The organism is Sphingopyxis sp. H073 (assembly GCF_001468395.1).
Lineage (GTDB): Bacteria > Pseudomonadota > Alphaproteobacteria > Sphingomonadales > Sphingomonadaceae > Sphingopyxis.
Map to the genome: position 1 here is coordinate 339,672 of NZ_LNSG01000005.1, position 24,067 is coordinate 363,738.

The 24,067-nt window shown below is 65.7% G+C and carries 28 protein-coding genes; 24 read left to right on the forward strand and 4 right to left on the reverse strand.

Annotated features, from left to right (window positions below; genetic code table 11):
• Positions 1-3 precede the first annotated feature (3 nt).
• The 5 genes from ATE64_RS12235 (at position 4) to ATE64_RS12255 (ending at position 4,634) form a co-directional block, all read left to right on the forward strand.
• Complete coding sequence (locus ATE64_RS12235; RefSeq protein WP_058457191.1) at positions 4-1,125, forward strand: NAD(P) transhydrogenase subunit alpha; 1,122 nt, start codon at positions 4-6, stop codon at positions 1,123-1,125.
• Between the two features lie 119 nt (positions 1,126-1,244).
• Entirely contained in the window at positions 1,245-1,859 is a 615-nt protein-coding gene (locus ATE64_RS12240) for a fasciclin domain-containing protein (protein WP_058457210.1), read from the forward strand.
• Positions 1,860-2,006: 147 nt separating this feature from the next.
• Positions 2,007-2,288, forward strand: coding sequence for a proton-translocating transhydrogenase family protein (locus tag ATE64_RS12245; RefSeq protein ID WP_058457190.1), 282 nt, complete (start codon positions 2,007-2,009; stop codon positions 2,286-2,288).
• A 59-nt stretch (positions 2,289-2,347) separates the two neighbouring features.
• Positions 2,348-3,799: an NAD(P)(+) transhydrogenase (Re/Si-specific) subunit beta gene (locus tag ATE64_RS12250; RefSeq protein ID WP_058457189.1), complete on the forward strand. Its 1,452-nt coding sequence runs from the start codon at positions 2,348-2,350 to the stop codon at positions 3,797-3,799.
• Between the two features lie 136 nt (positions 3,800-3,935).
• Positions 3,936-4,634, forward strand: coding sequence for an amino acid racemase (locus ATE64_RS12255; protein WP_058457188.1), 699 nt, complete (start codon positions 3,936-3,938; stop codon positions 4,632-4,634).
• Positions 4,635-4,779: 145 nt separating this feature from the next.
• On the opposite strand, the gene ATE64_RS12260 is transcribed toward ATE64_RS12255, so the two are convergent.
• A complete protein-coding gene (locus ATE64_RS12260; RefSeq protein ID WP_058457187.1) occupies positions 4,780-5,196 on the reverse strand; it encodes a DUF2147 domain-containing protein in 417 nt (138 codons plus the stop codon).
• Between the two features lie 100 nt (positions 5,197-5,296).
• On the opposite strand from ATE64_RS12260, the gene ATE64_RS12265 reads away from it, so the two are divergent.
• The 8 genes from ATE64_RS12265 to ATE64_RS12300 all read left to right on the forward strand — a co-directional run bounded on the left by ATE64_RS12265 (position 5,297) and on the right by ATE64_RS12300 (position 12,881).
• Complete coding sequence (locus ATE64_RS12265; RefSeq protein ID WP_058457186.1) at positions 5,297-6,511, forward strand: parallel beta-helix domain-containing protein; 1,215 nt, start codon at positions 5,297-5,299, stop codon at positions 6,509-6,511.
• Positions 6,508-7,533: an SO2930 family diheme c-type cytochrome gene (locus ATE64_RS12270; protein ID WP_058457185.1), complete on the forward strand. Its 1,026-nt coding sequence runs from the start codon at positions 6,508-6,510 to the stop codon at positions 7,531-7,533. Before ATE64_RS12265 ends, ATE64_RS12270 begins: the two co-directional genes overlap by 4 nt.
• A 7-nt stretch (positions 7,534-7,540) precedes the next feature.
• Entirely contained in the window at positions 7,541-8,173 is a 633-nt protein-coding gene (gene maiA / locus ATE64_RS12275; RefSeq protein ID WP_058457184.1) for a maleylacetoacetate isomerase, read from the forward strand.
• Positions 8,170-10,218 carry a TonB-dependent receptor gene (locus ATE64_RS12280; RefSeq protein WP_058457183.1) on the forward strand — a complete coding sequence of 683 codons (2,049 nt, stop codon included), beginning with the start codon at positions 8,170-8,172 and terminating at the stop codon, positions 10,216-10,218. The genes maiA and ATE64_RS12280 overlap by 4 nt, the downstream gene beginning before the upstream one ends.
• 69 nt (positions 10,219-10,287) lie before the next feature.
• Positions 10,288-10,734, forward strand: a complete 447-nt coding sequence (locus tag ATE64_RS12285) for a MarR family winged helix-turn-helix transcriptional regulator (RefSeq protein ID WP_058457182.1) — start codon at positions 10,288-10,290, stop codon at positions 10,732-10,734.
• Positions 10,727-11,008 carry an HPr-rel-A system PqqD family peptide chaperone gene (locus ATE64_RS12290; protein ID WP_058457181.1) on the forward strand — a complete coding sequence of 94 codons (282 nt, stop codon included), beginning with the start codon at positions 10,727-10,729 and terminating at the stop codon, positions 11,006-11,008. The genes ATE64_RS12285 and ATE64_RS12290 overlap by 8 nt, the downstream gene beginning before the upstream one ends.
• Positions 11,005-11,871, forward strand: coding sequence for an HprK-related kinase A (locus tag ATE64_RS12295; RefSeq protein WP_058457180.1), 867 nt, complete (start codon positions 11,005-11,007; stop codon positions 11,869-11,871). The genes ATE64_RS12290 and ATE64_RS12295 overlap by 4 nt, the downstream gene beginning before the upstream one ends.
• Positions 11,868-12,881, forward strand: coding sequence for a nucleotidyltransferase family protein (locus ATE64_RS12300; protein ID WP_082657731.1), 1,014 nt, complete (start codon positions 11,868-11,870; stop codon positions 12,879-12,881). Before ATE64_RS12295 ends, ATE64_RS12300 begins: the two co-directional genes overlap by 4 nt.
• A 76-nt stretch (positions 12,882-12,957) precedes the next feature.
• On the opposite strand, the gene ATE64_RS12305 is transcribed toward ATE64_RS12300, so the two are convergent.
• Positions 12,958-13,617 (reverse strand): HAD-IA family hydrolase, encoded by a 660-nt coding sequence (locus tag ATE64_RS12305; RefSeq protein ID WP_058457179.1) that lies wholly within the window; start codon positions 13,615-13,617, stop codon positions 12,958-12,960.
• 149 nt (positions 13,618-13,766) lie between these two features.
• Between ATE64_RS12305 and glmU the strand changes: the two genes are divergently transcribed.
• From glmU to ATE64_RS12345, 8 genes are read left to right on the forward strand one after another with little or no spacing between them, the layout of a single operon-like run.
• Positions 13,767-15,131: a bifunctional UDP-N-acetylglucosamine diphosphorylase/glucosamine-1-phosphate N-acetyltransferase GlmU gene (gene glmU, locus ATE64_RS12310; RefSeq protein ID WP_058457178.1), complete on the forward strand. Its 1,365-nt coding sequence runs from the start codon at positions 13,767-13,769 to the stop codon at positions 15,129-15,131.
• Between the two features lie 4 nt (positions 15,132-15,135).
• Positions 15,136-15,675 (forward strand): GNAT family N-acetyltransferase, encoded by a 540-nt coding sequence (locus tag ATE64_RS12315; RefSeq protein ID WP_058457177.1) that lies wholly within the window; start codon positions 15,136-15,138, stop codon positions 15,673-15,675.
• Complete coding sequence (locus tag ATE64_RS12320) at positions 15,672-15,986, forward strand: hypothetical protein (RefSeq protein WP_058457176.1); 315 nt, start codon at positions 15,672-15,674, stop codon at positions 15,984-15,986. The genes ATE64_RS12315 and ATE64_RS12320 overlap by 4 nt, the downstream gene beginning before the upstream one ends.
• Positions 15,987-16,016: 30 nt before the next feature.
• Positions 16,017-16,241, forward strand: coding sequence for a ribbon-helix-helix domain-containing protein (locus tag ATE64_RS12325; protein WP_058457175.1), 225 nt, complete (start codon positions 16,017-16,019; stop codon positions 16,239-16,241).
• Complete coding sequence (locus tag ATE64_RS12330) at positions 16,238-16,606, forward strand: PIN domain-containing protein (protein ID WP_058457174.1); 369 nt, start codon at positions 16,238-16,240, stop codon at positions 16,604-16,606. The genes ATE64_RS12325 and ATE64_RS12330 overlap by 4 nt, the downstream gene beginning before the upstream one ends.
• 17 nt (positions 16,607-16,623) lie before the next feature.
• Positions 16,624-18,447 carry a glutamine--fructose-6-phosphate transaminase (isomerizing) gene (glmS, locus tag ATE64_RS12335; protein WP_058457173.1) on the forward strand — a complete coding sequence of 608 codons (1,824 nt, stop codon included), beginning with the start codon at positions 16,624-16,626 and terminating at the stop codon, positions 18,445-18,447.
• The gene (locus tag ATE64_RS12340; protein WP_058457172.1) at positions 18,444-18,944 is read left to right on the forward strand and encodes an STM3941 family protein; all 501 of its coding nucleotides are present in this window, start codon (positions 18,444-18,446) and stop codon (positions 18,942-18,944) included. The genes glmS and ATE64_RS12340 overlap by 4 nt, the downstream gene beginning before the upstream one ends.
• Positions 18,941-19,354, forward strand: a complete 414-nt coding sequence (locus ATE64_RS12345) for a hypothetical protein (protein WP_058457171.1) — start codon at positions 18,941-18,943, stop codon at positions 19,352-19,354. Before ATE64_RS12340 ends, ATE64_RS12345 begins: the two co-directional genes overlap by 4 nt.
• Here ATE64_RS12345 and ATE64_RS12350 read toward each other — a convergent pair.
• On the reverse strand, positions 19,344-19,565 hold the full coding sequence (locus tag ATE64_RS12350) for a hypothetical protein (protein WP_058457170.1): 222 nt from the start codon (positions 19,563-19,565) through the stop codon (positions 19,344-19,346). The genes ATE64_RS12345 and ATE64_RS12350 overlap by 11 nt on opposite strands.
• A gap of 60 nt (positions 19,566-19,625) precedes the next feature.
• Here ATE64_RS12350 and ATE64_RS12355 point away from each other — a divergent pair, with 60 nt between their 5' ends.
• From ATE64_RS12355 to ATE64_RS12365, 3 genes are all read left to right on the forward strand, one after another.
• The gene (locus ATE64_RS12355; RefSeq protein WP_058457169.1) at positions 19,626-20,285 is read left to right on the forward strand and encodes an HAD family phosphatase; all 660 of its coding nucleotides are present in this window, start codon (positions 19,626-19,628) and stop codon (positions 20,283-20,285) included.
• Positions 20,286-20,548: 263 nt separating this feature from the next.
• Positions 20,549-21,421, forward strand: coding sequence for a dienelactone hydrolase family protein (locus tag ATE64_RS12360; RefSeq protein ID WP_058457168.1), 873 nt, complete (start codon positions 20,549-20,551; stop codon positions 21,419-21,421).
• Positions 21,422-21,485: 64 nt separating this feature from the next.
• Positions 21,486-23,030 (forward strand): long-chain fatty acid--CoA ligase, encoded by a 1,545-nt coding sequence (locus ATE64_RS12365; RefSeq protein WP_082657726.1) that lies wholly within the window; start codon positions 21,486-21,488, stop codon positions 23,028-23,030.
• Here ATE64_RS12365 and ATE64_RS12370 read toward each other — a convergent pair.
• A complete protein-coding gene (locus ATE64_RS12370) occupies positions 23,015-24,031 on the reverse strand; it encodes an aldo/keto reductase (protein ID WP_058457167.1) in 1,017 nt (338 codons plus the stop codon). The two genes, ATE64_RS12365 and ATE64_RS12370, sit on opposite strands and share 16 nt — an antisense overlap.
• Positions 24,032-24,067 lie beyond the last annotated feature (36 nt).

Consider the following 24,067-nt stretch of genomic DNA (forward strand, 5'->3'; position numbering starts at 1 on the left):
GCCATGCGCATCGCCGTCCTGAAGGAACTCGCCCCCGGCGAGACCCGCGTCGCCGCGACCCCCGAAACCGTGAAGAAATTCATCGGGCTGGGCGCTGAATTGGCCGTCGAGACGGGAGCGGGGGAGGCGGCATCGATCGCCGACGCCGACTATACCGCTGCCGGCGCCAGCGTCGGCAGCCGTGCCGAGGTGCTGAAGGGTGCGAACATCATCCTCGGCATCCAGGGACCGGACCCCAAAGACCTCAAGGGCTTTGCCGAAGGCGCCTGGCTCGCCGCGGGGCTCAACCCGTTCGGCGAGCGCGCGCGCGTCGACGACTATGCGAAGCTCGGGATCGAAGCGCTCGCGATGGAATTCATGCCGCGCATCACGCGCGCCCAGTCGATGGATATCCTGTCGAGCCAGGCGAACCTCGCGGGGTACAAGGCGGTGCTGATGGCGGCGAATGCCTATGGCCGCGCCTTCCCGATGATGATGACCGCCGCGGGCACCGTCAGCGCCGCCAAGGCGTTCGTGATGGGCGTCGGCGTCGCGGGGCTGCAGGCGATCGCGACCGCACGGCGCCTGGGCGCGCAGGTCAGCGCGACCGACGTGCGCTCGGCGACCAAGGAACAGATATTGTCGCTCGGCGCGAAGCCGATCTTCGTCGAAAGTGTCGCCGGGATCGAGGGCGAAGGCGCGGGCGGCTATGCCACCGAAATGTCGGAAGAATATCAGAAGGCGCAGGCCGAACTGGTGTCGGGCCATATCGCCAAGCAGGACATCGTCATCACCACCGCGCTGATCCCCGGCCGCCCCGCGCCGCGGCTTATTTCGGACGCGCAGCTTGCGACGATGCGGACGGGCAGCGTGATCGTCGACATGGCGGCCGAAAGCGGTGGCAATGTCGAGGGTGCGGTCGCCGGTGAGGCGAAGCGCATCCACGGCGTTACCGTGATCGGCGCGAAGAATATCGCGGCGCTGATGCCTGCCGATACCAGCGCGCTGTTCAGCCGCAACCTGTTCAACTTCCTGTCGGCTTTTTGGGACAAGGAAGCCGGCAAGCCGGTGCTCGACGAGGAAATCGGCAATGCCGTGCGCCTGACGCAGGGCGGCAAGGTCGTGAACGAGCGGTTGCTGGGATAAGCAATTCCGCGCTGTCTTTCTTCTGAAACTTTCGCGCCGCAGGGCGCGTTTCGCTGCGAGTGGCCGCGGATTCTTCGAATCCGCGGCATTTCGCCTTTGGTTTCAAGGAGAATGACGAGATGACGAAACATATGCTGCTTGCGGCCGTAGTGGGTGCCGGTCTGGCGCTCGGCGGGTGCAACAAGGCCGCCGAGGCGCCCAAAGCCGAGACCGACGCGGCCGCGACCGGCGATGTCGCCACCGCGAGTGGCAACCCGACCATCGGCGGCGCCGAGATGTTGCCGACCCGGAACATCGTCGAAAACGCCTCGGCCTCGCCGATCCACAAGCAGCTTGTCGCGGCGGTCAAGCAGGCGGGTCTCGTCGAGACGCTGTCGGGTCCCGGTCCCTTCACCGTCTTTGCGCCGACCGATGAAGGTTTTGCGCAGATTCCCGCAGTGACGCGCGACGGCTGGATGCGCCCCGCGCAAAAGGATGTGCTCGCGGGCGTGCTCAAATATCATGTCGTGCCGGGCAAGCTGACGATCGCCGATATCGAGGCGAAAATCGCGGAGGGCAAGGGCAGCGCGATGCTCAAGACCGCCGATGGGCAGGATCTGACCGCGACCGAGAGCGACGGCGCGATCCTGCTGACCAGCGCAAGCGGGAACAAGGCGCTGGTGACGCAGGGCGACGTCGCCCAGTCGAACGGGGTGATTCATGTCGTCGACGCGGTGCTGCTGCCCAAGATGTAGCTTGTTCCGCGCAATTTAATTACGCCCCGGGCGCGCCTTTCCTCCGATCGCGAAGGGTGCGCCCGTTTTTTTGACAGCTTTGGAGTCGACACGCCCCCTCGCGCACGGCAAGAGGTGCGCCAAGCGGAATCAGCAGGGGAGCCGGCCGTGGACTTTATCTCGATTTTCTCGATTTTCCTTCTGGCCTGTTTCGTGGGCTATTTTGTCGTCTGGTCGGTGACGCCCGCGCTGCACACGCCGCTGATGAGCGTCACCAACGCGATTTCCTCCGTCATCATCGTCGGTGCGCTGATCGCCAGCGCGGCCGCCGGTTCGCCGCTGTCGAAATGGCTTGGCCTTGCCGCCGTGGTGATGGCGAGCATCAACATTTTCGGCGGCTTCGCGGTCACCGAGCGGATGCTCGCGATGTACAAGAAGAAAGAGCGCTGAGGCGCGGCAATCCTTGGATTTGACGGGCCGGGGACGGACGGCCCGACGGGGGAATTAGAATGCACGAAGTAGCACCGATCAATCCCTGGGTGGCGCTGGCTTATCTGGCCTCGGGCATCCTTTTCATTCTGGCGTTGCGCGGGCTGTCGAGCCCGGCCTCGTCGCGACGCGGCAACCGCTACGGCATGATCGGCATGACGATCGCGGTCGTCACCACGCTGCTGACCCACGTCCCGCGGACGGGCGAGGGCGCGTTCGACACGATCGCGATCGCCGAAGTGCTCGGCGCGATCGGTATCGGCGCGGTGATCGGTATCGTCATGGCGCGCAGGATCGCGATGACCGCGATGCCGCAGCTCGTCGCGGCCTTTCACAGCCTCGTCGGCCTTGCTGCGGTCGCCGTGGCGGCGGCAGCCTATCTCAACCCCGGCGCCTTCCACATCGCCGACGCGGCGGGCGAAATCTTCGCTGTCAGCCGTGTCGAAATGGGTCTCGGCATCGCGATCGGTGCGATCACTTTCTCGGGATCGGTCATCGCCTTCCTGAAACTGAACGGCAATATGTCGGGCTCGCCGATCATGCTGCCGGGCCGCCATATCATCAACCTCGGCACGCTCGCCGCGATCATCGGCCTTGTCGCCTATTTCCTGACCGACCAAAGCCCATGGGTCTTCTGGACGATCACCGCGCTGAGCTTCCTGATCGGTTTCCTGCTCATCATCCCGATCGGCGGCGCCGACATGCCGGTCGTCGTGTCGATGCTGAACAGCTATTCGGGCTGGGCCGCGGCGGCGATGGGCTTCACGCTCGGCAACACCGCGATGATCATCACCGGCGCGCTCGTCGGTTCGTCGGGCGCGATCCTGTCGTACATCATGTGCCGTGCGATGAACCGCAGCTTCATCAGCGTCATCGCGGGCGGCTTCGGCGCCGACGCGGCGGCCGCTGCGGGCGGGGCAAAGGAACAGCGTCCGTGGAAGCCGGGCAGCGCCGACGACGCCGCCTTCCTGATGAGCCAGGCCGAGAATGTCATCATCGTCCCCGGTTACGGCATGGCGGTCGCGCAGGCGCAGCACGCGCTGCGCGAGATGGCCGACCAGCTGAAGAAGGAAGGCGTCAACGTCAAATATGCGATCCACCCGGTCGCAGGGCGTATGCCGGGCCATATGAACGTGCTGCTCGCCGAGGCGAACGTCCCCTATGACGAGGTATTCGAGCTCGAGGACATCAACGGCGAATTCGCACAGGCCGACGTCGCCTTCGTCATCGGCGCGAACGACGTGACCAATCCGGCGGCGAAGACCGACAAGACCTCGCCGATCTATGGCATGCCCGTGCTCGACGTCGAAAAGGCCAAGACCGTGCTGTTCGTGAAGCGTTCGATGGGCGGGGTCGGCTATGCCGGCGTCGACAATGACGTCTTTTACATGGACAATACGATGATGCTGCTCGGCGACGCGAAGAAGATGGCCGACGACATCGTCAAGGCGCTGAGCGGTAGCGGGCATTAGGACCCGCGCGGCTCCGGGCGCTGACGGCCTGCCGCAAAACTTCGCTCGCGGGCTTGCCCGACGGCGACAGTTTTTCTAGCCAAGTTCGGGACCGGGTCCGACGAGACCCGGTCCCGTTGCATTTCGGAGGACCATTTTGCGCAAGATCGGCCTGATCGGGGGAATGAGCTGGGCATCGACCGAGCTTTATTACAGGCATCTCAACAAGGGCGTCCAAAAACGTCTCGGCACCGCCTGCTCGGCGCCGATCCTGATGGAGAGCCTCAATTATTGCGAGCTTTCGCGCATCTCGACGCCGGAGCAATGGGCGCATGCGAAAGAGGTGCTGATCGCGTCGGCGAAGCGGCTGCAGGATGCGGGCGCGACCGCGCTGATGATCGCGGCCAATTCGATGCACAGGGTCGCCGAGGATGTTGCCGGGGCGATTTCGATCCCGCTGCTCCACATCGTCGACGAGACCGGCGAGAAGATGAAGGCCGACGGCGTCAAGGCCGCGGCGGTCATCGGCACGCGCAACGTCATGACCGAGCCCTGGTTTCGCCAGCGGCTCGTCCGCCACGGGCTGACGCTTGCGCCCTATGACACGAGCCGCGCCGAGGAGATCGACCGGATCATCTACGAAGAGCTGATGCTGGGCAAGGTGAACGAAAGCTCGCGCCGCACGATGAAGACTTTCATCACCGACATCGCGAAACAGGATGTCCAGGCGATCGTGCTGGCCTGCACCGAACTGGTGATGCTCGTCGACACCGATGCCAATGTCCTGCCGATCTATGACACGACGCGTATCCATGTGGCGGCGGGGGTCGACTGGATACTGGGGGATGCGCCCTGAACTCGAATCCTCCCTGTGGCGCAGCCATGGGGAGGGGGACCATCCGAAGGATGGTGGAGGGGCGGCGACGTTGCGCTAATTGCCCCTCCGTCAGCGCTTCGCGCTGCCACCTCCCCATCGCTGCGCGACAGGGAGGATCAAAGGATCAAGCGATCCGCGTCCAGGTGACGGTCTTGCAGAAGACCGCGACGCAGCCCTTCATCGTCAGCTTGTTGCCCTTCACGCGCAGATGCGCGGTGTAATAGCGGCCATCTTCGGGGCTGTAGCCCGGCCCTTTCCAGCCGTCGTCATGCGGCACGAGATCCCAATATATCTGCAGGCCGGTGACCTGCCGGCCGCGCTTCGCCTTGTCGGGATTGCGTTCGTCGAGCTGGCCGCCCGCGGGCTGTTTGATCAGCAGGCGCTCGATGCGCCCGCACATCTTCGTACCGCAGGGCGCCATCGCAACGATGGCCTTGCCGTCGTCGGTTTTCCAGCGCCCGCTGACCGCCGCCGCTGGCGCCGCAGCCATCGACGGAACGGCGATGAAGGCTGCAAGCGCGAATCCAATTCTCAAATACAAGGCGACCACTCCCGGTTTTTATTAGCTACACGCATGTCAGCAACCCGCTTGGCATCCGTCAAGTCTTGCCGCATGGTTCCGGAAAACAAGGGAGAGACTCATGCGATTCCAACGCCTGCGCCAAGCTGCGACGCTCTGTTTCGTGGCGGCTTTCGTCGCCGTTCCCGCGGCGGCAAAGACCATCAGCGTCAAGGCGGGAACGCCCGACGCCAATGAAAAGCTGCAGGAGGCGCTGATTCTCGCCGAACCCGGCGACACGGTCGAACTGGGCGCGGGGGTGTGGAAGCTGACCGACGGGCTGTCGCTCGACGTCGACAATGTGACCGTGCGCGGCGCGGGGACGAAGGACGGCGCAGGATCGATCCTTGATTTCTCGGGCCAGCAGGGCGCGGGCGAGGGGCTGCTGGTCACCAGCGACGACGTGTTCCTGACCAATTTCGCGGTCCTCAACACCAAGGGCGACGGGATCAAGTCGAAGGGCGCGAACCGCATCGTCTATCACCAGCTTCGCGTCGAATGGACCGCGGGGCCGAAGGAAACCAACGGCGCCTATGGCGTCTATCCGGTCGAGAGCAGCGACGTGCTGATCGACAGCGTCTATGTCCGCGGCGCGTCGGACGCGGGCATCTATGTCGGCCAGTCGAAAAATATCGTCGTTCGCGAATCGATCGCGACCGAGAATGTGGCGGGGATCGAAATCGAGAACAGCTTCGACGCCGACGTCCACGACAATATCGCGGCGAAGAATACGGGCGGAATTCTGGTCTTCGACCTGCCGAGCCTGCCGCAGCAGGGCGGGCATAATGTCCGCGTGTTCGAGAATATCGTCAGCGACAACAGCACGCCGAACTTCGCGCCGAAGGGCAATATCGTCGCGAGCGTCCCGACCGGCACCGGCGTGCTGGTGATGGCGAACCGCAATGTCGAGGTTTTCGGCAATGTCTTCGACCAGAACGGCACCGCCAATGTCATGATCGTCGGCTATCGCTACGATCACAAGGATCCGAACTACCAGCCGCTGCCGAAGGCGATCGTCGTGCGCGGCAACCAGCATGGCAAGGCGGGCTATGCCCCCGCGTTCGATGGCGGGGCGCAGATCGCGGCGGCGATGGGCGGGGCGATCCCGCCGGTGCTGTGGGACGGCGCGGGCGACGCGATCGTTCTCGACGAGGTCGGGGTGCTGTCGCTGAACCTGCCCGATGTGAAGACGCCGCGCGATCAGGCGAAACCGACGCCGGTGACGCTGAAGGGCACGCCCCCGGCGGCGCTGCCCGAGATCAAGCTGCCCGCGAGCATGGAGGCGAAGGTCCAGTGAAGCCCGTCGTAGTGGCGCTCGCTGCTGCGCTGCTTTTTGCTAGCGGTGCGGGCGGTGTCGCGCCGCCGGCCGTCGACCAGGCGCTGGTCGACGGCGACACGATGCCGCCGAAACTGTCCGCCTTTGGCCTGTTCGCGGGCAATGATCCGGCGCGTCCGATCGCGAGCTTCGCCTATACGCTGAACACGCCGCTGTTCAGCGACTATGCCGAGAAGCATCGCTTCGTTTCGATCCCGGCGGGCAAGAAGGCCGAGGTCGCCGACGACGGCACGATCGCGTTCCCCGTCGGCACGGTGATCGTCAAGAGTTTCGGCTGGCACGACCGGAACGGCGGCCGCCCGGTCGAGACGCGGCTGCTCATCCACCGCGCGAAGGGCTGGGTCGCGCTGCCCTATATCTGGGACGCCGACGGCAAGGATGCGTCGCTCGCGATCGCGGGCCGCCGCGTGCCGGTGAGCTTCGAGAGTCCCGGCGGCGGCGCGCACAGCATCCAATATGGCGTGCCGAACAAGAATCAGTGCAAGGAATGCCACAGCCGCGCCGGCGCGATCGTGCCGATCGGTCCGAAGGCGCGCAACCTCGTGCTGCCGGCGACGATGAGCGCGGATGCGAAACGGTTGTGGTTCGACCGGCCCGAGGCGCTCAAGCCGGTCATGCCGCGCTGGGACGATCCGGCGAGCGGCAGTTTGCAGGACCGCGCGCGCGCCTATCTCGACGTCAACTGCGCGCACTGCCACAATCCGGAAGGCAGCGCGTCGAACAGCGGCCTGTTCCTGCGCTGGACCGATCCGGTGAATGTCAATTATGGCATCGGCAAGCGCCCGACCGCGGCGGGGCGCGGCAGCGGCGGGATGGATTTTGCGATCGCGCCGGGCGAGCCCGACCGCAGCTTCCTCATCTATCGCCTCGAAAGCACCGAGCCGGGGATCGCGATGCCCGAGCTCGGCCGCTCGACGGTCCATAAGGAAGGCGCGGCGCTGCTGCGGCAATGGATTGCGGAGATGCCGAAAGCATCGCATTAGGGCGCGCATGACCAGCCTCGTCCTCCACGATTATTTTCGCTCCTCGGCCAGCTTTCGCGTCCGCATTGCGATGAACCTGAAAGGGCTTGAATATGAGCGCGTCGAGGTCAGCCTGATCGCGGGCGACCAGCGCAGCGACGCCTATCTGGAACAGAATGCGCAAGGATTCGTGCCGATGCTCGTCGTTGATGGCGAGCCGATCATCCAGAGCATGGCGATCATCGACTGGCTCGACCGTGCCTATCCCGAGCCGCGCCTGATCCCGGACGAGCCGATGCCGCGCGCGGTGGCGCTGGCGCGCGCGCAGGTGATCGCGAGCGACATCCATCCGCTCAACAACCTCCGCGTCCTCAAATATCTGACGAAGGATCTCGGGCTCAACGAACAGACGAAGGATCGCTGGATCGCGACATGGATCGCGCAGGGGTTCGAGGCGCTCGAAGCGATGGCGGGCGAGGGGCGCTATCTGGGCGGCGATGCGCCGGGGATCGCCGACTGCTGCCTGGTGCCGCAGATGTATAATGCGCGTCGGTTCGAGGTGCCGCTCGATGACTATCCGCGGCTCGTCGAGATCGATGCGGCGTGCATGGAGCTGGAGGCATTTCAGCGGGCGCATCCCGATGCGGTGAAGCCCGCGTGATCAGGTTGCTCGCGGGGGCGGCTGCGCTGGCGTTGCCGGCGGCGGCGATGGCGCAGGAGGGTACCTCCTCCGGTCCGAGCGACGAGATCGTCTTCGCCGACTACCGCATCGACCCTTATGATATTGTCGTGCGCGGCGGCCTGCTGCCTCACAATCAGCACGACGGGGTGCAGAGTTCGGCCATTCTTCGCAACCTAGATCCGGGTTTCGGCGCGCGGGTCGAAAATCGCCTGCGCGACGAGGCCGGAATCGTCCAGTTCCGTCGCTCCGACGGGCGCAGCGCACATCCGACGAGCCAGGGCGTTACCTTGCGCGGGCTGGGCGGCAATGCGTCGAGCCGCGCGTTGGTGACGCTCGACGGGGTGCCGCAGGCCGACCCGTTCGGGGGCTGGGTCGCCTGGTCCGCCTATGATGCGATCAACCTCGGCGGTATCGTCGTGACGCGCGGCGGCGGTAGCGGGGTCGATGGACCGGGCGCGCTCGCCGGGACGATCGGGCTCTATTCGACGATGACCGACGGCGTCGAGGCGAGCGCAGCCTATGGCAGCCGCGACGGTTGGGACGCGTCGGCCTCGGCGGGCGGCGAACTGGGCAGCGGGCAGGTCGTGATCGATGGGCGGTATAGCCGCGGCGATGGCTTCATCCCCATCGCGAAAGGCCAGCGCGGCAGCGTCGATCGCGCGGCGCCCTATGAACAGGGCGGGGTCGGGCTTCGCCTGCGCTTCGATGCCGGCGACGACAGCCGGATCGAGGCGAGCGTGCGCGGCTTTGCGGACCGGCGAGATCGCGGCACCGATTTCACGCAGAGCAAGGTCGACGGCGTCGATGCGAGCGTGCGCTTCGTTCACGATCCCTATGGCGCGACGCAATGGCTCGCGCTCGGCTATATCCAGCTTCGCGATTTCGAGAGCGGCTTCGCGAGCGTTGCGGCGGGACGGAACAGCGTTGCGCCCGCGCTCTTTCAGCGCGTGCCCGCGACCGGTCTCGGCGCGCGGGTCGAATTTCGTCCGGCTTTCGATGGCGGAAACCCGCTGCGCGTCGGCGCCGACTGGCGCCGTACCACCGGCCGCACCGAAGAAGATTTCTTCTTCACCGGCACCATCCCCGGCCGTCACCGCATCGCCGGAGGCAGCAGCGATACGGTCGGGGCTTTCGCCGAATGGACGTCGGGCGACGCGAACGACGGGTTCCTCTGGACGCTGAGCGGGCGGGTCGACCACTGGTGGCTCGGCGAGGGCTATCGGCTCGAGCGCAATATCGGCGGATCGCTGATCACCAACCTGCGCTTTGCGTCGCGACAGGGTTGGGAAGGCAGCGGGCGCGCGGGTGTGCGCTGGACGTCGGACGCATTCGCGCTGCGCGCCGCGGGGTATCGTGGTTGGCGCCTGCCCACGCTCAACGAACTTTACCGGCCCTTCCGTGTCGGCGCCGAGGTGACGACCGCGAACGAGGCGCTGGAACCCGAGCGCCTCTGGGGCGGCGAAGTGGGCGCCGATTGGCAGCAGGGCGGGACGAAGCTGTCGGTGACGCTGTTCGCCAACCATCTGTCGAACGCGATCGCCAACGTGACCCTCGCGCCCAACCTCAACCAGCGCCGGAATCTCGACGCGATCGACAGCAAGGGGGTCGAATTCAGCGCCGAGCAGCGCGTCGGCCCGGCGACGCTTCGTGCGACCTATGCGTTCACCGATGCCAAGGTCGACGCTTCGGGTGCGGCCGTTGCGCTCGACGGCCGCCGCCCGGCGCAGATCGCAAAGCATGGCGGCAGCGTCTCGCTGCGCAGCAATGGCAACGGGCCGTTCGGCGGCTTCGCGACGCTGCGCTATATCGGTAGCCAGAATGAGGATGACCTCGGCCTGCTCCGCCTCGACGATGCGCTGACGCTCGATGCCGGGCTGTCGTGGCGCGTGACCGATGCGGTCAGCATCGAGGCGCGTGGTGAAAATCTGACCGACGAACTGGTCCCTGCGGCGATCTCGTCAGCGGGAATCGTCGAACGCGCGACGCCGCGCACGATGTGGATCGGCGGCCGCGTCACATTCTGACCTTCACAGGCCCGAAACAGGCGATAGGATGATCCTGCCGGGGAAACGGCATTTGGGGGTTTGCAAGGCATGGCCGCGAAGAAGCTGAATCTCGACAATTTCCTGCCCTATCGTCTGTCCGTCGCCTCCAACGCCCTGTCGAGCCGGATCGCCGCCGAATATCAGAACCGTTTCGGGCTGAAGATCCCCGAATGGCGGTTGATGGCGGTGCTGGGCGAGGGCGTGCCGCGCACCCAGCGCGAGCTTGTCGCGATCACCCATATGGACAAGGTGACGGTCAACCGCGCGGCGAAGGCACTGGCCGACCGCCAGCTTATCGCGCGGCAGGCGCACGAGGTCGACGGGCGCTCGCACCATCTCGAGCTCACCGAAACCGGTCGCTCGCTGTATGACGCGATCGTCCCGGCGGCGCTCGCGGCGGAGGAAAAGCTCGAATCGGCCTTGACCCGCGAGGAGCGCGCGAAACTGATGGAAATCCTCGTCAAGCTGCTCGCGACTGCCGAAAATTATGCCTGATCGCGCCTATCGCGCCGCGCCCGCCGACGCGCTGCGCATCGAGACGCTGGGCGAACTGACCGCGATCTTCGACCGGCGGTCGATGCAGACGCATCTCGTGATCGCGCCGATGCCCGAGATATTGGCCGCGATGGGAGGCGATGCGTGCGGAGCGGATGCGATCGCCGCGCGGCTTGCCGGCGAATTCGACCTCGATGGCGAGGGTGATGTCGTCGCCATCGTCGCCGACCGGCTCGCCGAGCTCGCCGCGATGGGGTTGGTGGCGGAAGCGTGAGGCACAGCGCGCGAATCCAGGTCGGCCCCGTCCAGTTCCGTATCGGCAGTGACTGGCGGCAACCGATTGCGGCGCTCGAGACATTATACGCCGGTTATCCGCGCGACGATGCGCGGCCCGCCGATGCGACGGTGCGCCTGTTCGCGGCGCGGCCGTGGCGGCGCTGGCTGCGGCCGTCGGTGCATATCGGCGGCGACTTCGTCGTCCCTGACGCGCTGCCGTTGCCACTCTCGATGGGGCTGCTCGCAGCCGAGATGGGGATGAACCTGCAGGTGGCGCTCGGCTGGCGGCGGCATCTGCTGCTCCACGCAAGCGCCGTCGCTAGGGACGGGCGCGCCGTGATCATGTCGGGCGAATCCGGATCGGGGAAGTCGACCCTCGCGGCGCTGCTCGGTGAAGGCGACTGGCGGCTGATGGGCGACGAGTTCACGCTGGTCGAACCCGCGAGCGGCGATGCGCTGGCCTTTCCGCGCGCGGTCAGTTTGAAGAATGAGGCAATCGCCGAAATGGCAGCGCGCGTCGATGCGGCGCGGCTCGGCCCGCTTCTCGCCGGAACGCCGAAGGGCGACATCCGCCACCTGATCCCGCGCGCCGACGCGATCGCGGCGATGCACGTGCCGGCGCGCCCTGCGTTGATCCTCTTCCCGCGCTTCGGCGGTGAAGCGGCGATCGAACCGATGGGCGAGGGCGAGGCCTTTGTCCGGCTGACCGAGGCGTCGACCAACTATATCGCGCTCGGCGAGGCGGGCTTCGCCGCGCTGACGCGGCTGGTGCGCGAGACGCCCGCTTTCGGCATTACCTATCCCGACAGCGCGGCAGGGATGGCGCTGGTCGAACGGCTTTGGGCGGAGGCGGCGCGGTGAGCGCGATCGATACTCTGGTGGGCCTGCTTGCGGGACGGATCGATGCGGCATCGCTCGCGCCGCGCGACTGGGACGGTGTGATCAGCGTCGCGCGCGCCGAGGCGATGCTGGCGACGCTGGCGCACCATCTGCGCGAGGCAGATCTGCCGCCGCCGGTCGCGGCGCTGTTCGCCGACCAGCGCGCCGCCGCCCAGGTTGCAAAGGATCAGGCGCTGTGGGAAGCGGAGATGGCGCGCCGCGCGCTCGCGCCCGAAGGGATCGAGTTCGTGCTTCTGAAAGGCACCGCCTATGCCGCCGGCGGCCTGCCTTGCAGCGCGGGGCGCCAGATCGGTGATCTAGACATCCTCGTCCTCGCACACGACATTCGCCGCGCCGAGAACGAGCTGCTCGAAGCCGGCTGGGAATGGGTCAAGTCCGACCCCTATGACGATTTCTATTACCGCGAACATATGCACGAGCTGCCGCCGCTCATTCACAAGGCGCGCGACCGGATGATCGACGTCCATCACACGATCCTGCCGAAAACGCACCGAGTCACGCCCGATGCGCTCGCGCTGGTCGGCGACGCGGTGACGACGGCGAGTGGCTTTGCCATTCTCAATCGCGAGGACATGGCATGCCATTGCGCCGCGCATATGCTCGCCGACGGCGACCTGCAGGGCGGACTTCGCAACCTGTGGGACTTCCATTTCTTGACGCGCGATTTCGCCGCGGCGGATACGGGTTTCTGGGGCAGGCTCGACGCGCGTGCGGACCTGCACGGGCTGCGCGGCGCTGTGCATCGCGCAGCGCGACTGGCGCGCGATCTTTATGGCGCGGAATTACCCTCCGGCTGGGATCGGCAGGACGCCCGCGACGTCTGGTATCGCCGCCGCCTCCTCGCGCGCGATGACTGGGGGCGCCCGACGAACTTCATGCTTCAGCAGGCTTTCTACATCCGCTCGCACTGGATGCGGATGCCGCCGACGATGCTGGCGAAGCACCTCTGGACGAAGTGGCGGAAGCGCTGACGTTATGATGTGATCCCCGGCGAAGGCCGGGGCCCATCTCCGAAGCTTGCCGATGGACCCCGGCCTTCGCCGGGGACTACAATGCTTCTAGCAGGGGAACCAGTTCGTCATAATGGCCGATCACATGATCGGCGCCGAAGTCTTCGGCGGGCCGGTCGAGGAAGCCGAAGCCGACGAGGATGCTCGGTACGCCGGCGGCCTTTGCAGCCATGACGTCATAAATGCTGTCGCCGACGAAAGCCGCTCGGCCGCCGTCGCTTTGCTCGATCATAGCGTGGATAGGGTCGGGAGAGGGCTTGCGCACGCCGATCGTGTCGCCGCCGATGATCGCGCTCATCCGGTCGACGAGGCCGAGTTCCGCAAGCAGCTGTCGCGCCAGCCCCTCAGCCTTGTTCGTGGCGACCGCAGTCCGGACCCCGAGCGCGTCCAGCCGGTCGAGCGCGTCGATCAAGCCGGGGAAGGGACGGCTGTGTACCGCGATATGCTGGCCATAATAGCGGAGCAGCTCGGGATAGAGCCGCTCGACCGCGCCGTCAGGAACGCCGCCGGTCGCGGTGAGGCCCTGTTCGAGCATATGCTTCGCCCCGAGCCCGATCATCGGCCGCACCTTTGCTTCGCTCAGCGGCGCACGATCGAGCAGCGCGAGCGCATGGTTCACTGCCGCGGTCAGGTCGCCCGCGGTGTCGACCAGCGTGCCGTCGAGGTCGAAGCCGACGATGCGGAAGGGAAAGTTCATGTGCAAACCTCTTTTTCCGTTCGTGTCGAGCGAAGTCGAGACACCCAAGGATCGAGCGCGCCTTCGCGGCATCTCGACTTCGCTCGATGCGAACGGGATTTGCACGATCGCATGGCGCGATGTGCTGGAAACCGCAATGATTTGCTGGCATGGCTCGCGCCATGAGCAATCCCATCGCCGCCATCATCCTTGCTGCGGGCAAGGGCACCCGCATGAAGTCCGACCTCCACAAGGTGCTGCACCCGATCGCGGGGCGGCCCATGCTGCTGCACCTGATGGCCGCGGTCGATGCGCTGGCGCCCGCGAAGAAGGTCGTTGTCGTCGGCGACAAGGCCGACCAGCTCGAGGCAGCGCTTGGCGGCAGTGCCGATCTGGCGGTGCAGGAACCGCAACTTGGCACCGGTCACGCGGTGCAGCAGGCGGAGCAGGCGCTCGCCGGTTTCGACGGCGACGTGCTGATCCTCTATGGCGATGTGCCCTTCGTGCCGACCGCGACGATGCAGGCGATGATCGATCGGCTCGGCGCCTCCGATGCGCCCGCGGTCGTGGTGCTGGCGTTCGAGCCCGACGATGCGTTGCAATATGGCCGCGTCATCACCGAAGGCGACCGAGTCGTGAAGATGGTCGAGCATAAGGATGCGACCGACGCCGAGCGCGCGGTGCGACTGTGCAATTCGGGGCTGATGGCGGCGAAGGCGCGCGACCTGTTCGCGCTGCTCGCGCGGGTCACCGACGACAATGCGGCGAAGGAATTTTATCTCGTCGATATCGTCAATATCGCGAACGCCGACGGGCGCCATTGCGCGGTGGTCAGGACCGACCCCGCCGACGTCGCCGGGATCAACAGCCGCGCCGAACTTGCCGCCGCCGAGGCGCAGTGGCAGGCGTTCAAGCGCGACGAGGCAATGGCGGGCGGAGCGTCGCTGAAGGCGCCCGAAACCGTCTGGTTCTCGTGGGACACCGAAATCGGCCGCGACGTGACGATCGAGCCCAATGTATTCTTCGGTCCCGGCGCGAAAGTCGCCGACGGGGTCACGATCCGCGGCTTCAGCCATATCGAGGGTGCGACCATCGGTGTCGGCTGCGAAGTCGGCCCCTTTGCACGCCTGCGTCCCGGCACGATCCTCGGCGAGAAGGCGAAGATCGGCAATTTCGTCGAGGTCAAGAAGGCGATCCTCGGCAAGGGCGCCAAGGCGAACCATCTCACTTACCTCGGCGATGCGACCATCGGCGCAGGGGCGAACATCGGCGCGGGGACGATCACCTGCAATTATGACGGCTATTTCAAATATCGGACCGAGATCGGCGAGAATGCCTTCATCGGATCGAACAGCGCGCTCGTGGCGCCGGTGAGGATCGGCCGCGATGCGATCGTCGCCGCGGGCAGCACGGTGACGCGCGACGTGATGGACGGCGAACTCCGCCTCGTGCGCGCCGAACAGTCGGTCAAGCCCGGCTGGGCCGACCGCTTTCACGATGCGATGCGCAAGAAGAAGGCAGCGGAGAAGAAATAGACCGATGCCCGCGCCGACGCTGACGACCGCGCGGCTCGTGCTGCGCCAGCTTCGCGAGGACGATGCCGGCGCGCTGTTTCCGGTGTTGTCCGATCCCGAGGTGATGATCTGGTGGTCGAGCGGGCCGCACACGTCGTCTGCGGAGACGGCGGATTACGTCAAAGGGAATGCCAGCGAAGGGCAGGGTCATCTCTGCTGGGCGATCACCGCGGGCGACGATGCCGCGCTCGGCTGGGTCATCCTGATCGACGGCAGGCCTCAGGTGAAGGAAGTCGGCTATATCCTGCATCGCGACCAATGGGGCAAGGGCATTGCGCGCGAAGCGGTGGCGCGAGTGATCGACTATGGGTTTGACGAGTTGGAACTGCGCCGCATCTTTGCCGACACCGACCCCGAAAATCGGGGTTCAATCGGGCTGCTCGAACGGCTGGGGTTCCAGCGCGAAGGCCGGCTGCGCGGCGAGTGGGAAACGCATATCGGCGTGCGCGATTCGCTGATCTACGGCTTGCTGCGCGACGAATGGAAGACGGAGAAGACGAGATGAGCGACCGCTACGACGACAAGCCATTCCTTCGCTACGTCGACGCGTGGGTCCTGAACGCGATCGGCCATCTCGACGAGCCGACGCGCGCCTATTGCGTGGCGATGGAGCCGACGATACGCCAGAGCCTGGGGCTGACGGGCAGCTGGGTGCAAATGGTCGCGCAACAGATGAAATTCGGACCCGAATTGCCCGATCAGGTCCGCAAGATCTGGGAAGAGGGCAGGCTACGTTTCGAGCAGGGCAACGGCCGCCCCGCCGATCCGGTGCAATTTGCCATGACTTTCGTCGACAGAAATTTCGGCAGGACTTGATTTGATATCATGATATGATATCAGAACTACATGCGCTTTCTCGCGGACATTCCCGATTCTGACGTCGAATGGCTCGATGCACTCGCCAATGAGCAAGGCGTCTCGCGCGCTGAGCTGGTGCGCCGCGCGGTTGCCGCCTATCGCGCCGACGTGTCGGGTGACGCGATCGACAATGCGTTCGGTATCTGGAAAGACCGCGACGATATCGGTGACGGCCTCAAATATCAGCGCCGCCTGAGGGGCAAGCGCGAATGATCGATGCGCAGTTCGACAGCGACATCCTGATCGACGCGCTGATCGGCGTCGAGGCCGCGCGGGGCGAGATCCGCCGCGCCGGACGCAAGAGCGTCAGCCGGGTGAGCTGGACCGAGGTGATGTCCGCCGCCGACCCGCAATCGGTCAAAGCCGTCGAGGCCTTTCTCGGCTGTTTCCAGGTCGAGGAGATCGGCGACGCCGTTGCGCGTCGTGCCGCCGCACTCCGCGCCGAACGCAAGGGCTTGACCCTTGCCGACGCCTTCGTATTGGCGACCGCGCAGATCAGCGGCCGCATCCTCGTCACCCGCAATATCAAGGTGTTTCCGGCGTCGATGCCGGGTATTCGCATTCCCTACACGCTCTAGAAGAAAGCCCAGCCCCCATGTGCGGAATCATCGGAATCATCGGCAAGGACCAGGTGGCGGACCGCCTCGTCGACGGGCTGCGGCGCATGGAATATCGCGGCTATGATTCGGCGGGGGTATGCACGGTCGAGGGTGGCCAGCTGATCCGCCGCCGCGCCGAGGGGAAGTTGAACAATCTCGTCAAGGAGCTCGCGGGCAACCCGGCGCCCGGCACCGTCGGCATCGCGCACACGCGCTGGGCGACGCACGGCGCGCCGACGACGAGCAATGCGCACCCGCATGCGACGGGCGAAGTCGCGCTGGTGCACAACGGCATCATCGAGAATTTCAAACCCTTACGCGAAGCGCTGCAGGCGCGCGGTCGCACCTTCGAGAGCGAGACTGATACCGAAGTCGTCGCGCACCTCGTCAGCGAACAGGTCGAGGCTGGCAAGTCGCCTCAGGAAGCCGTGCAGGCGGTGCTGCCGCAGCTCCGCGGCGCCTTCGCGCTCGCGATCGCCTTCCGCCAGCATCCCGATCTGCTGATCGGCGCGCGCCTCGGCTCGCCGCTCGTCGTCGGATATGGCGAGGGCGAGACCTATCTCGGCTCCGACGCGCTCGCGCTTGCGCCGCTGACCCAGAAGATCGCCTATCTCGACGAGGGCGACTGGGTCGTCATCACACGCGATGGCGCGCAGATCTACGACGCTGCGAACAATCCGGTGACACGCGAAATCACCACCTCGGGCGTCACTGCCGCGGCGGTCGAGAAGGGCAATTACCGCCACTTCATGCAGAAGGAGATTTTCGAGCAGCCGACCGTGGTCGCGCAGACGCTCTCCTCCTACATCCGCCCGCTCGAACAGACCGTCGCGCTGCCGCAAATGGACTTCGACCTGTCGACGGTCGAGCGCATCACGATCGTCGCGTGCGGCACCAGCTTCTATGCGGGCATGGTCGCCAAATACTGGTTCGAGACCTTCGCGCGCGTCCCCGTCGACATCGATGTCGCGTCGGAGTTCCGCTACCGCGACCCGGTGCTGCAACCCGGCGGGCTCGCGCTCTTCATCTCGCAGTCGGGCGAGACCGCCGACACGCTCGCGGCGCTCCGCCATTGCAAGGCGAACGGACAGACGATCGCGGTCGTCGTCAATGTGCCGACGAGCAGCATGGCGCGCGAGGCCGACCTGCTGCTCCCGACCCACGCGGGGCCGGAGATCGGGGTTGCGTCGACCAAGGCCTTCACCTGCCAGCTCGCGGTCCTCGCCGCGCTCGCGGCGCATCTTGCGCTCAAGAAGGGCAAGCTCAGCGCCGATGACGAGCGCGAGATCGTCAAGCATCTGATCGAAGCCCCCGCTGCATTGAACGCGGCGCTGGCGCATGACGAGGATATCGCCAAGATGGCGCATCTGGTCGCGCCGGCGCGCGACGTGCTGTATCTGGGCCGCGGCCCCGACTATCCGCTCGCGCTCGAGGGCGCGCTCAAGCTCAAGGAAATCTCGTACATTCACGCCGAAGGCTATGCCTCGGGCGAGATGAAGCACGGCCCGATCGCGCTGATCGACGAGGCGGTCCCGGTGATCGTCCTCGCGCCGAGCGGGCCGCTGTTCGAAAAGACCGTCAGCAACATGCAGGAAGTCATGGCGCGCGGCGGCAAGGTCGTGCTGATCAGCGACGCCGAAGGCCTCGCCGAAGCCGGCGACGGCTGCATGGCGACGATCGAAATGCCCAAGGTCCACCCGCTGATCGCGCCGCTGGTTTACGCGGTGCCGGTGCAGTTGCTGGCGTATCACGTTGCGGTCGCAAAGGGCACCGACGTCGATCAGCCGCGCAATCTGGCGAAGTCGGTGACGGTGGAGTGACCGGGGGGACCTTCACCGCTCGATCCTCGCCTTGGCGCCTTGCGCTGCTCGCACTGGGCGCAGCGGCGTTTGTGTTCGGAGGCCTGCTCATCGCCGGGGTGTTCGGCGCGTCGCTCCGACCGGGCAGCGAATGGATCGGCTGGTTATGCGTCGCCTTTTTCGGTCTCGGCGGTATCGTGGCGTTGCGGCGTATGTTCGACGGAGGCGACGTGATCCGCATTTCCACAAGCGGCGTCTATTTCAAGTCGTGGTCGGAACAGACGATCCCTTGGTCGGAGATTGTCGACGTAACCGTCTGGGAGTTCCAGCGTCAAAAGTCGATCATTCTTCATCTTCGCAATCCCGATCGTTTTCCGTCGACCAAATTGCTTGGCAGGGTGGCCGGCGCCAATCGCGCTCTTACCGGAGGCGACATTCCGGTCAGCCTGACCGGTACCGACGGCAGTTTCGAGGATGCGATGACCGCCATCGCCCATCATCGCCGGAGGGAATCATGAGCTGGGACACGACCTGCCACTGCGGCGCCGTTTCTGTCCGCCTCGCCAAGGCGCCGGAGGAGATTGCCGAGTGCAATTGCTCGCTCTGCTTCTCGCACGGCATCCTCTGGGCCTATTATTCGCCGCGCGATGTCGTGATCGAGGGGGAAACGCGGACCTATAATCGCGCCGACCGCCCGAACCCCAATTCGGACCTGCATTTCTGTGCCATCTGCGGCTGTTCGACGCACTGGTCGGCGACCGCGGGCCTGATCGAGCGGATGGGCGGTGCGGTCGACCTGATGGGCGTCAACATGCGCCTGTTCGCGCCGGCGCAGCTAAGCGGGATAAAGCTGAGCTTCCCCGACGGACGCCATTGGTCGGGCGAGGGCGCGTGGGGTTATGCCCGCGATCCGGCGCTCATGCCGTGACCGGCGGTCCGTCACCGGCTCGGCGCCCCGAGGCGTTGGCCTGCGCGAGGATCGAGGCCGAAACATCTTCGATGGTCCCCGCCACGAGCAGCGGCGTGCTGCCGACCATGCCGACCTGCGTCTGTCCGTTTTCGGCGGACCGGAGCCACGCGACATTTTCCGCGACAACCAGATAGTTGCCGCCACGCGAGTTTAGCGAAATGAATTTCATGATGATGTTTCCTGACCCGTTCAGTCTCTAGCGCCCAAGTATGAAGATTGTGCACACCCGATGACCTTCGCCGCCATCATCTTCGACTTCGACGGCGTGATCGCCGACAGCGAGGTGCGCGCGAATATGTCGCTCTCCGAAAGCCTGACCGCGGCGGGGATGCCGACGACCTATGACGAAGCCTTGCGCGACTATTACGGCCATAACTGGCAGGAGACGCAGCGGCGGATCGAGGCGCGCTTCGGCCGCGCGCTGCCCGCCGATTTTCGCGAAACGCATCGTGCCCGCGCCCGGGCGAGGTTCATGGAGGGGTTCGACGCGGTTCCCGGGGCACCCGCCTTTCTCGACGCGATGGGATCGATGCCGCGCGCCATCGCCTCGTCGAGCCGCGCCGAATATATCGACTGGGCGCTCGGGCTGTTCGGCCTCCGCCATCATTTCGGCGAGCATATCTACAGCGCCGATGGCTGGGATCGCGGCAAGCCGCATCCCGACATCTATCTCGCTGCGGCCAAAGGGATCGGGGTCGATCCGGCGGACTGCCTCGCGATCGAGGATTCGCCGACCGGCGCGCGGGCTGCGCTCGCGGCGGGGATGACCGTGGTCGGCTTCTGCGGCGCGGGTCATATCGTCGACCGTGCGGCGCATGGCGAGATGCTGCGCGGTGTCGGCGTGCATCATGTGGCGCATAGTTACGGCGAGATACGTCTCAACGCCTGACCTCCTGTCTCGTCATCCCCGCGAAGGCGGGGATCCAGCTAAATAGTCGCGTTGGAGGAAGCGGGATCCCCGGCTCCGCGGGGATGACGAAATGGGACCGATAACCCTTTCCTATTATCTTGGGCCGTGCTTAGCTGCCCCTATACCCATCGGTGCTCGTACTGCGATTTGTGAGTGAAGTTGCCTAGTTTTCTGCGCTTTCGAGAGAATCGGCAGCCTTTGGCGTTTCGGCGCGTATCGGGGTTCGGGAAGAGGAGAGAGCCATGTGCAACGACATCACCGAAGCCGATCTCGACCGCGCAGGAGTCCCGGTAAACCGGCGGAGCTTCGGCATGCTGGTCGGCGCGGGCGCGCTTGCCTCGATGCTCCCCGTCTCCGCCGGCGCCGCCGGGCCAGTTAGGGGCCGCGACGTCGAGATCCGGACTACCGACGGAGTTGCCGACGCCTATTTCGTTCACCCGGCCGCCGGAAAGCATCCAGGCGTGCTTGTGTGGCCCGACATCCGCGGCCTGCGTCCTGCCTTTCGCCAGATGGCCGACCGGCTGGCAGGCGAGGGCTATGCAGTGCTGACGGTGAACCCCTTTTATCGCTGGCAGAAGTCGCCCGTCGTCGACGCGACGAACGACTTCAACGACCCCGCGATCCGCGACAAATTGTTCGGCTATCTGAAGCAGCTGACCAAGCCATTGGTGACGACCGACGCGACCGCGCATCTCGCCTTCCTCGACGCGCAAAAGGAGGTCGATACGCGGCGCAAACTCGGCACGACCGGCTATTGCATGGGCGGGGCGATGACGATCTACACCGCGGCGTTGAAGCCCGACCGCGTCGGCGCGGCGGCGAGCTTTCATGGCGGCGGGGTCGGCACCGACAAGCCCGACAGCCCGCACCTGCTTATCCCCGGAACCAACGCGGGCTATCTGTTCGCGATCGCCGACAATGACGACAAGCAGGACCCCGAAGAGAAGAACCGGCTGAACGCCGTGCTGACCCCCCGCAAGCAATGGCACGAGGTCGAGGTCTATGCCGGTGCGATGCACGGCTGGTGCCCGCCCGACGGCCGCGCGTACAACGAGGCGGCGGCTGAAAAGGCGTGGGGCCGGATGCTCGAACTGTTCAAGGCCGAGCTCGCCTGACGCTGGCCTAGAATCGATTCGCTTTCTCGCGCGGAAAACGTAAGTTTGCTGCGGGAGAGACAAGATGAACGATATGCTGGTCTATGACTGGATCGCCGAAAATGCGCGCCGTTTTCCCGACAAGATCGCGACGATCGACATCCACAGTGGGCGGCAGCACAGCTATGCCGCGATGCACGAGCGGGTGGCGCGGATCGCGGGGCATTTGAGCGCAATCGGCGTCGCGAAGGGCGACCGCGTCGGCCTGCTCTCGATGAACAGCAGCGACATGCTCGACATCATGTTCGCCTGCTGGCGGATCGGCGCGGTGCTGACGATGCTGAACTTCCGCCTGACCGCACACGAGCTGGCCTTCATGGTGAGCGACAGCGGCGCGAGCGCGGTGTTTTACGACACCGATCTCGAAGCGGTGATCCCGGCGCTCAGGGAGAAGACCGATGTCGCGCACTGGATCACGATGGACCCGGCGGGGAAGGGCGGCGATCTGGAGGCGGCGATAGCCGCGGCGACGCCCGTTTACGGCCAGCTTCCGCAGCTCGGCAGCGATCTTTGCATGATCATGTATTCGTCGGGCACCACGGGAACGCCGAAAGGGGTGATGTTCAACCACGCCCAGTTCCTGTTCATCAATGCGGGGTCGGGCGGCATCTCGAATGCGTCGAACCAGATGGTCGGGCTTGTGGCGCTGCCCCTGTTCCACATCGGCGGGCTCGTCGCCTATACGACGATCAGCTTCGGCTTCGGCGGCACCGTCGTCGTGGTGCGCGCGTTCGAGCCCGGCGCCATGCTGCGCCTGTTCGGCGATCCCGATCTGGGTGTGACGCACTTTCTCGGCGTGCCGGCGATGTACAATGCGATGCAGGCGCATCCCGATTTCGCGACCACCGATTTCTCGCGCACCCAGACGATGAGCTGCGGCGCCGAGAGCGTTCCCGAAAGCCTGCTCCGCACCTGGTTCGCGCGCGGCGTGCCGATCCGCGAGGGATACGGGATGACCGAGACCTGCGCTGCGGCGCTGATGCAGGAGGCGCGCGACATCCCGGGCAAGATCGGCGCCGCGGGCAAGCCGGTACGGCATTGCGAGGCGAAGATCATGCGCGGCGACGGTACCGAGGCGCCGGTCGGCGAGCTTGGCGAGATCTGGATGCGCGGGCTCAACATCACGCCCGGCTACTGGAACCGGCCCGATGCCAATGCGTCGAGCTTCGTCGACGGCTGGTTCCGCTCGGGCGACGTCGGGCGGCAGGATGAAGAGGGCTATTTCTACATCGAGGACCGGGTGAAGGACATGTACATCACCGGCGGCGAGAATGTGTATCCGGCCGAAGTCGAAAATGCGCTCTACGCGATGGAGGCGATCCACGAGGTCGCGGTGATCGGCCTGCCCGATCCCAAATGGGGCGAATGCGGCTGCGCGGTTGTCGTGCCGCGCCCCGGCGCGAGCGTGACGATCGAGGAGATCAAGGCGCACTGCGGCGAGCGGCTCGCGCGGTACAAACACCCCGCCCGGCTCGAAATCGTCGACGCGCTGCCGCGCAACGCGACGGGCAAGGTGCTGAAGTTCGAGCTGCGCGAGCGGTTCGGCGGCGCGCCTCAGCCCATCGGGTAGAGGATGTCCTTGCCGACCTTGTGCAGCGCCTTCATCAGGTCATCGCTCAGCACGAGCTCCTTGGCGGCGAGAATCGGGTCGACCTGATCATAGGCGCTGACCCCGACGATCGTCGAGGCGACGAAATCGTGCTGCTTCGACCAGGCGGTCGCCATCGTCACCGGATGCAGGCCATGCTCTTCGGCGATCGCGAGATAGCGTTCGGTCGCGGCAAGGCTCTTTTCGTTGACGAAGCGCCGGCCCATCGCGGCCTGCCGCCCCTCCATCGCGAGATAGCGCGAGAAGCGCGCGCCCTCGGGCGTCGCTCCGTCCTGGTATTTGCCCGAGAGGACACCGCCGGCGAGCGGCGAATAGGGGATCAGGCTGACGCCTTCCTGCCGGCAGACCTGCGCGAGTTCATCCTCGAAGCGGCGATTGTTCAGGCTGAAATTGTTCTGGATCGTATGATAGCGCTGGGCGCCGAGGCGTTCGGATGCGGCCAGCGACTTCATCAGCCCCCAACTCGTCTCGTTCGAACAGCCGAGGATGCGCACCTTGCCCTCGCGGACCAGTTCGTCGAGCGCATCCATGATCTCGTCATAGGGCGCATCATGGTCGGGCCAGTGCGTCTGGTAGAGGTCGACATAATCGGTCTGCAGCCGCGTGAGGCTCGCTTCGATTGCGCTGCGGATATTGTGGCGGTCGAGTGCGGTCATCCCGCCGCGGCACGGCGACTTGAACCAGACGTGGCTCGGGCCCGAGACCTTGGTCGCGAGGATGATCGCGTCGCGGTTCTTGGTCTTGAGCCAGCGGCCGACAATTTCCTCGGTGCGGCCGACCCATTTCGTGTCGGGCGGCACCGGATAACCCTCGGCAGTGTCGTAGAAATTGATCCCCTCGTCGAAGCAGCGGTCGAGAATGCGGAACGCTTCGGCCTCGTCGGTCTGGCTGCCGAAGGTCATCGTCCCCATGCAGATGTCGGAGACGTGGATGGCGCTTTTTCCTAGGCGGCGGCTTTGCATGGCTCTCTTCTCCGATTGGGGGAGCGCCGTGTTTAG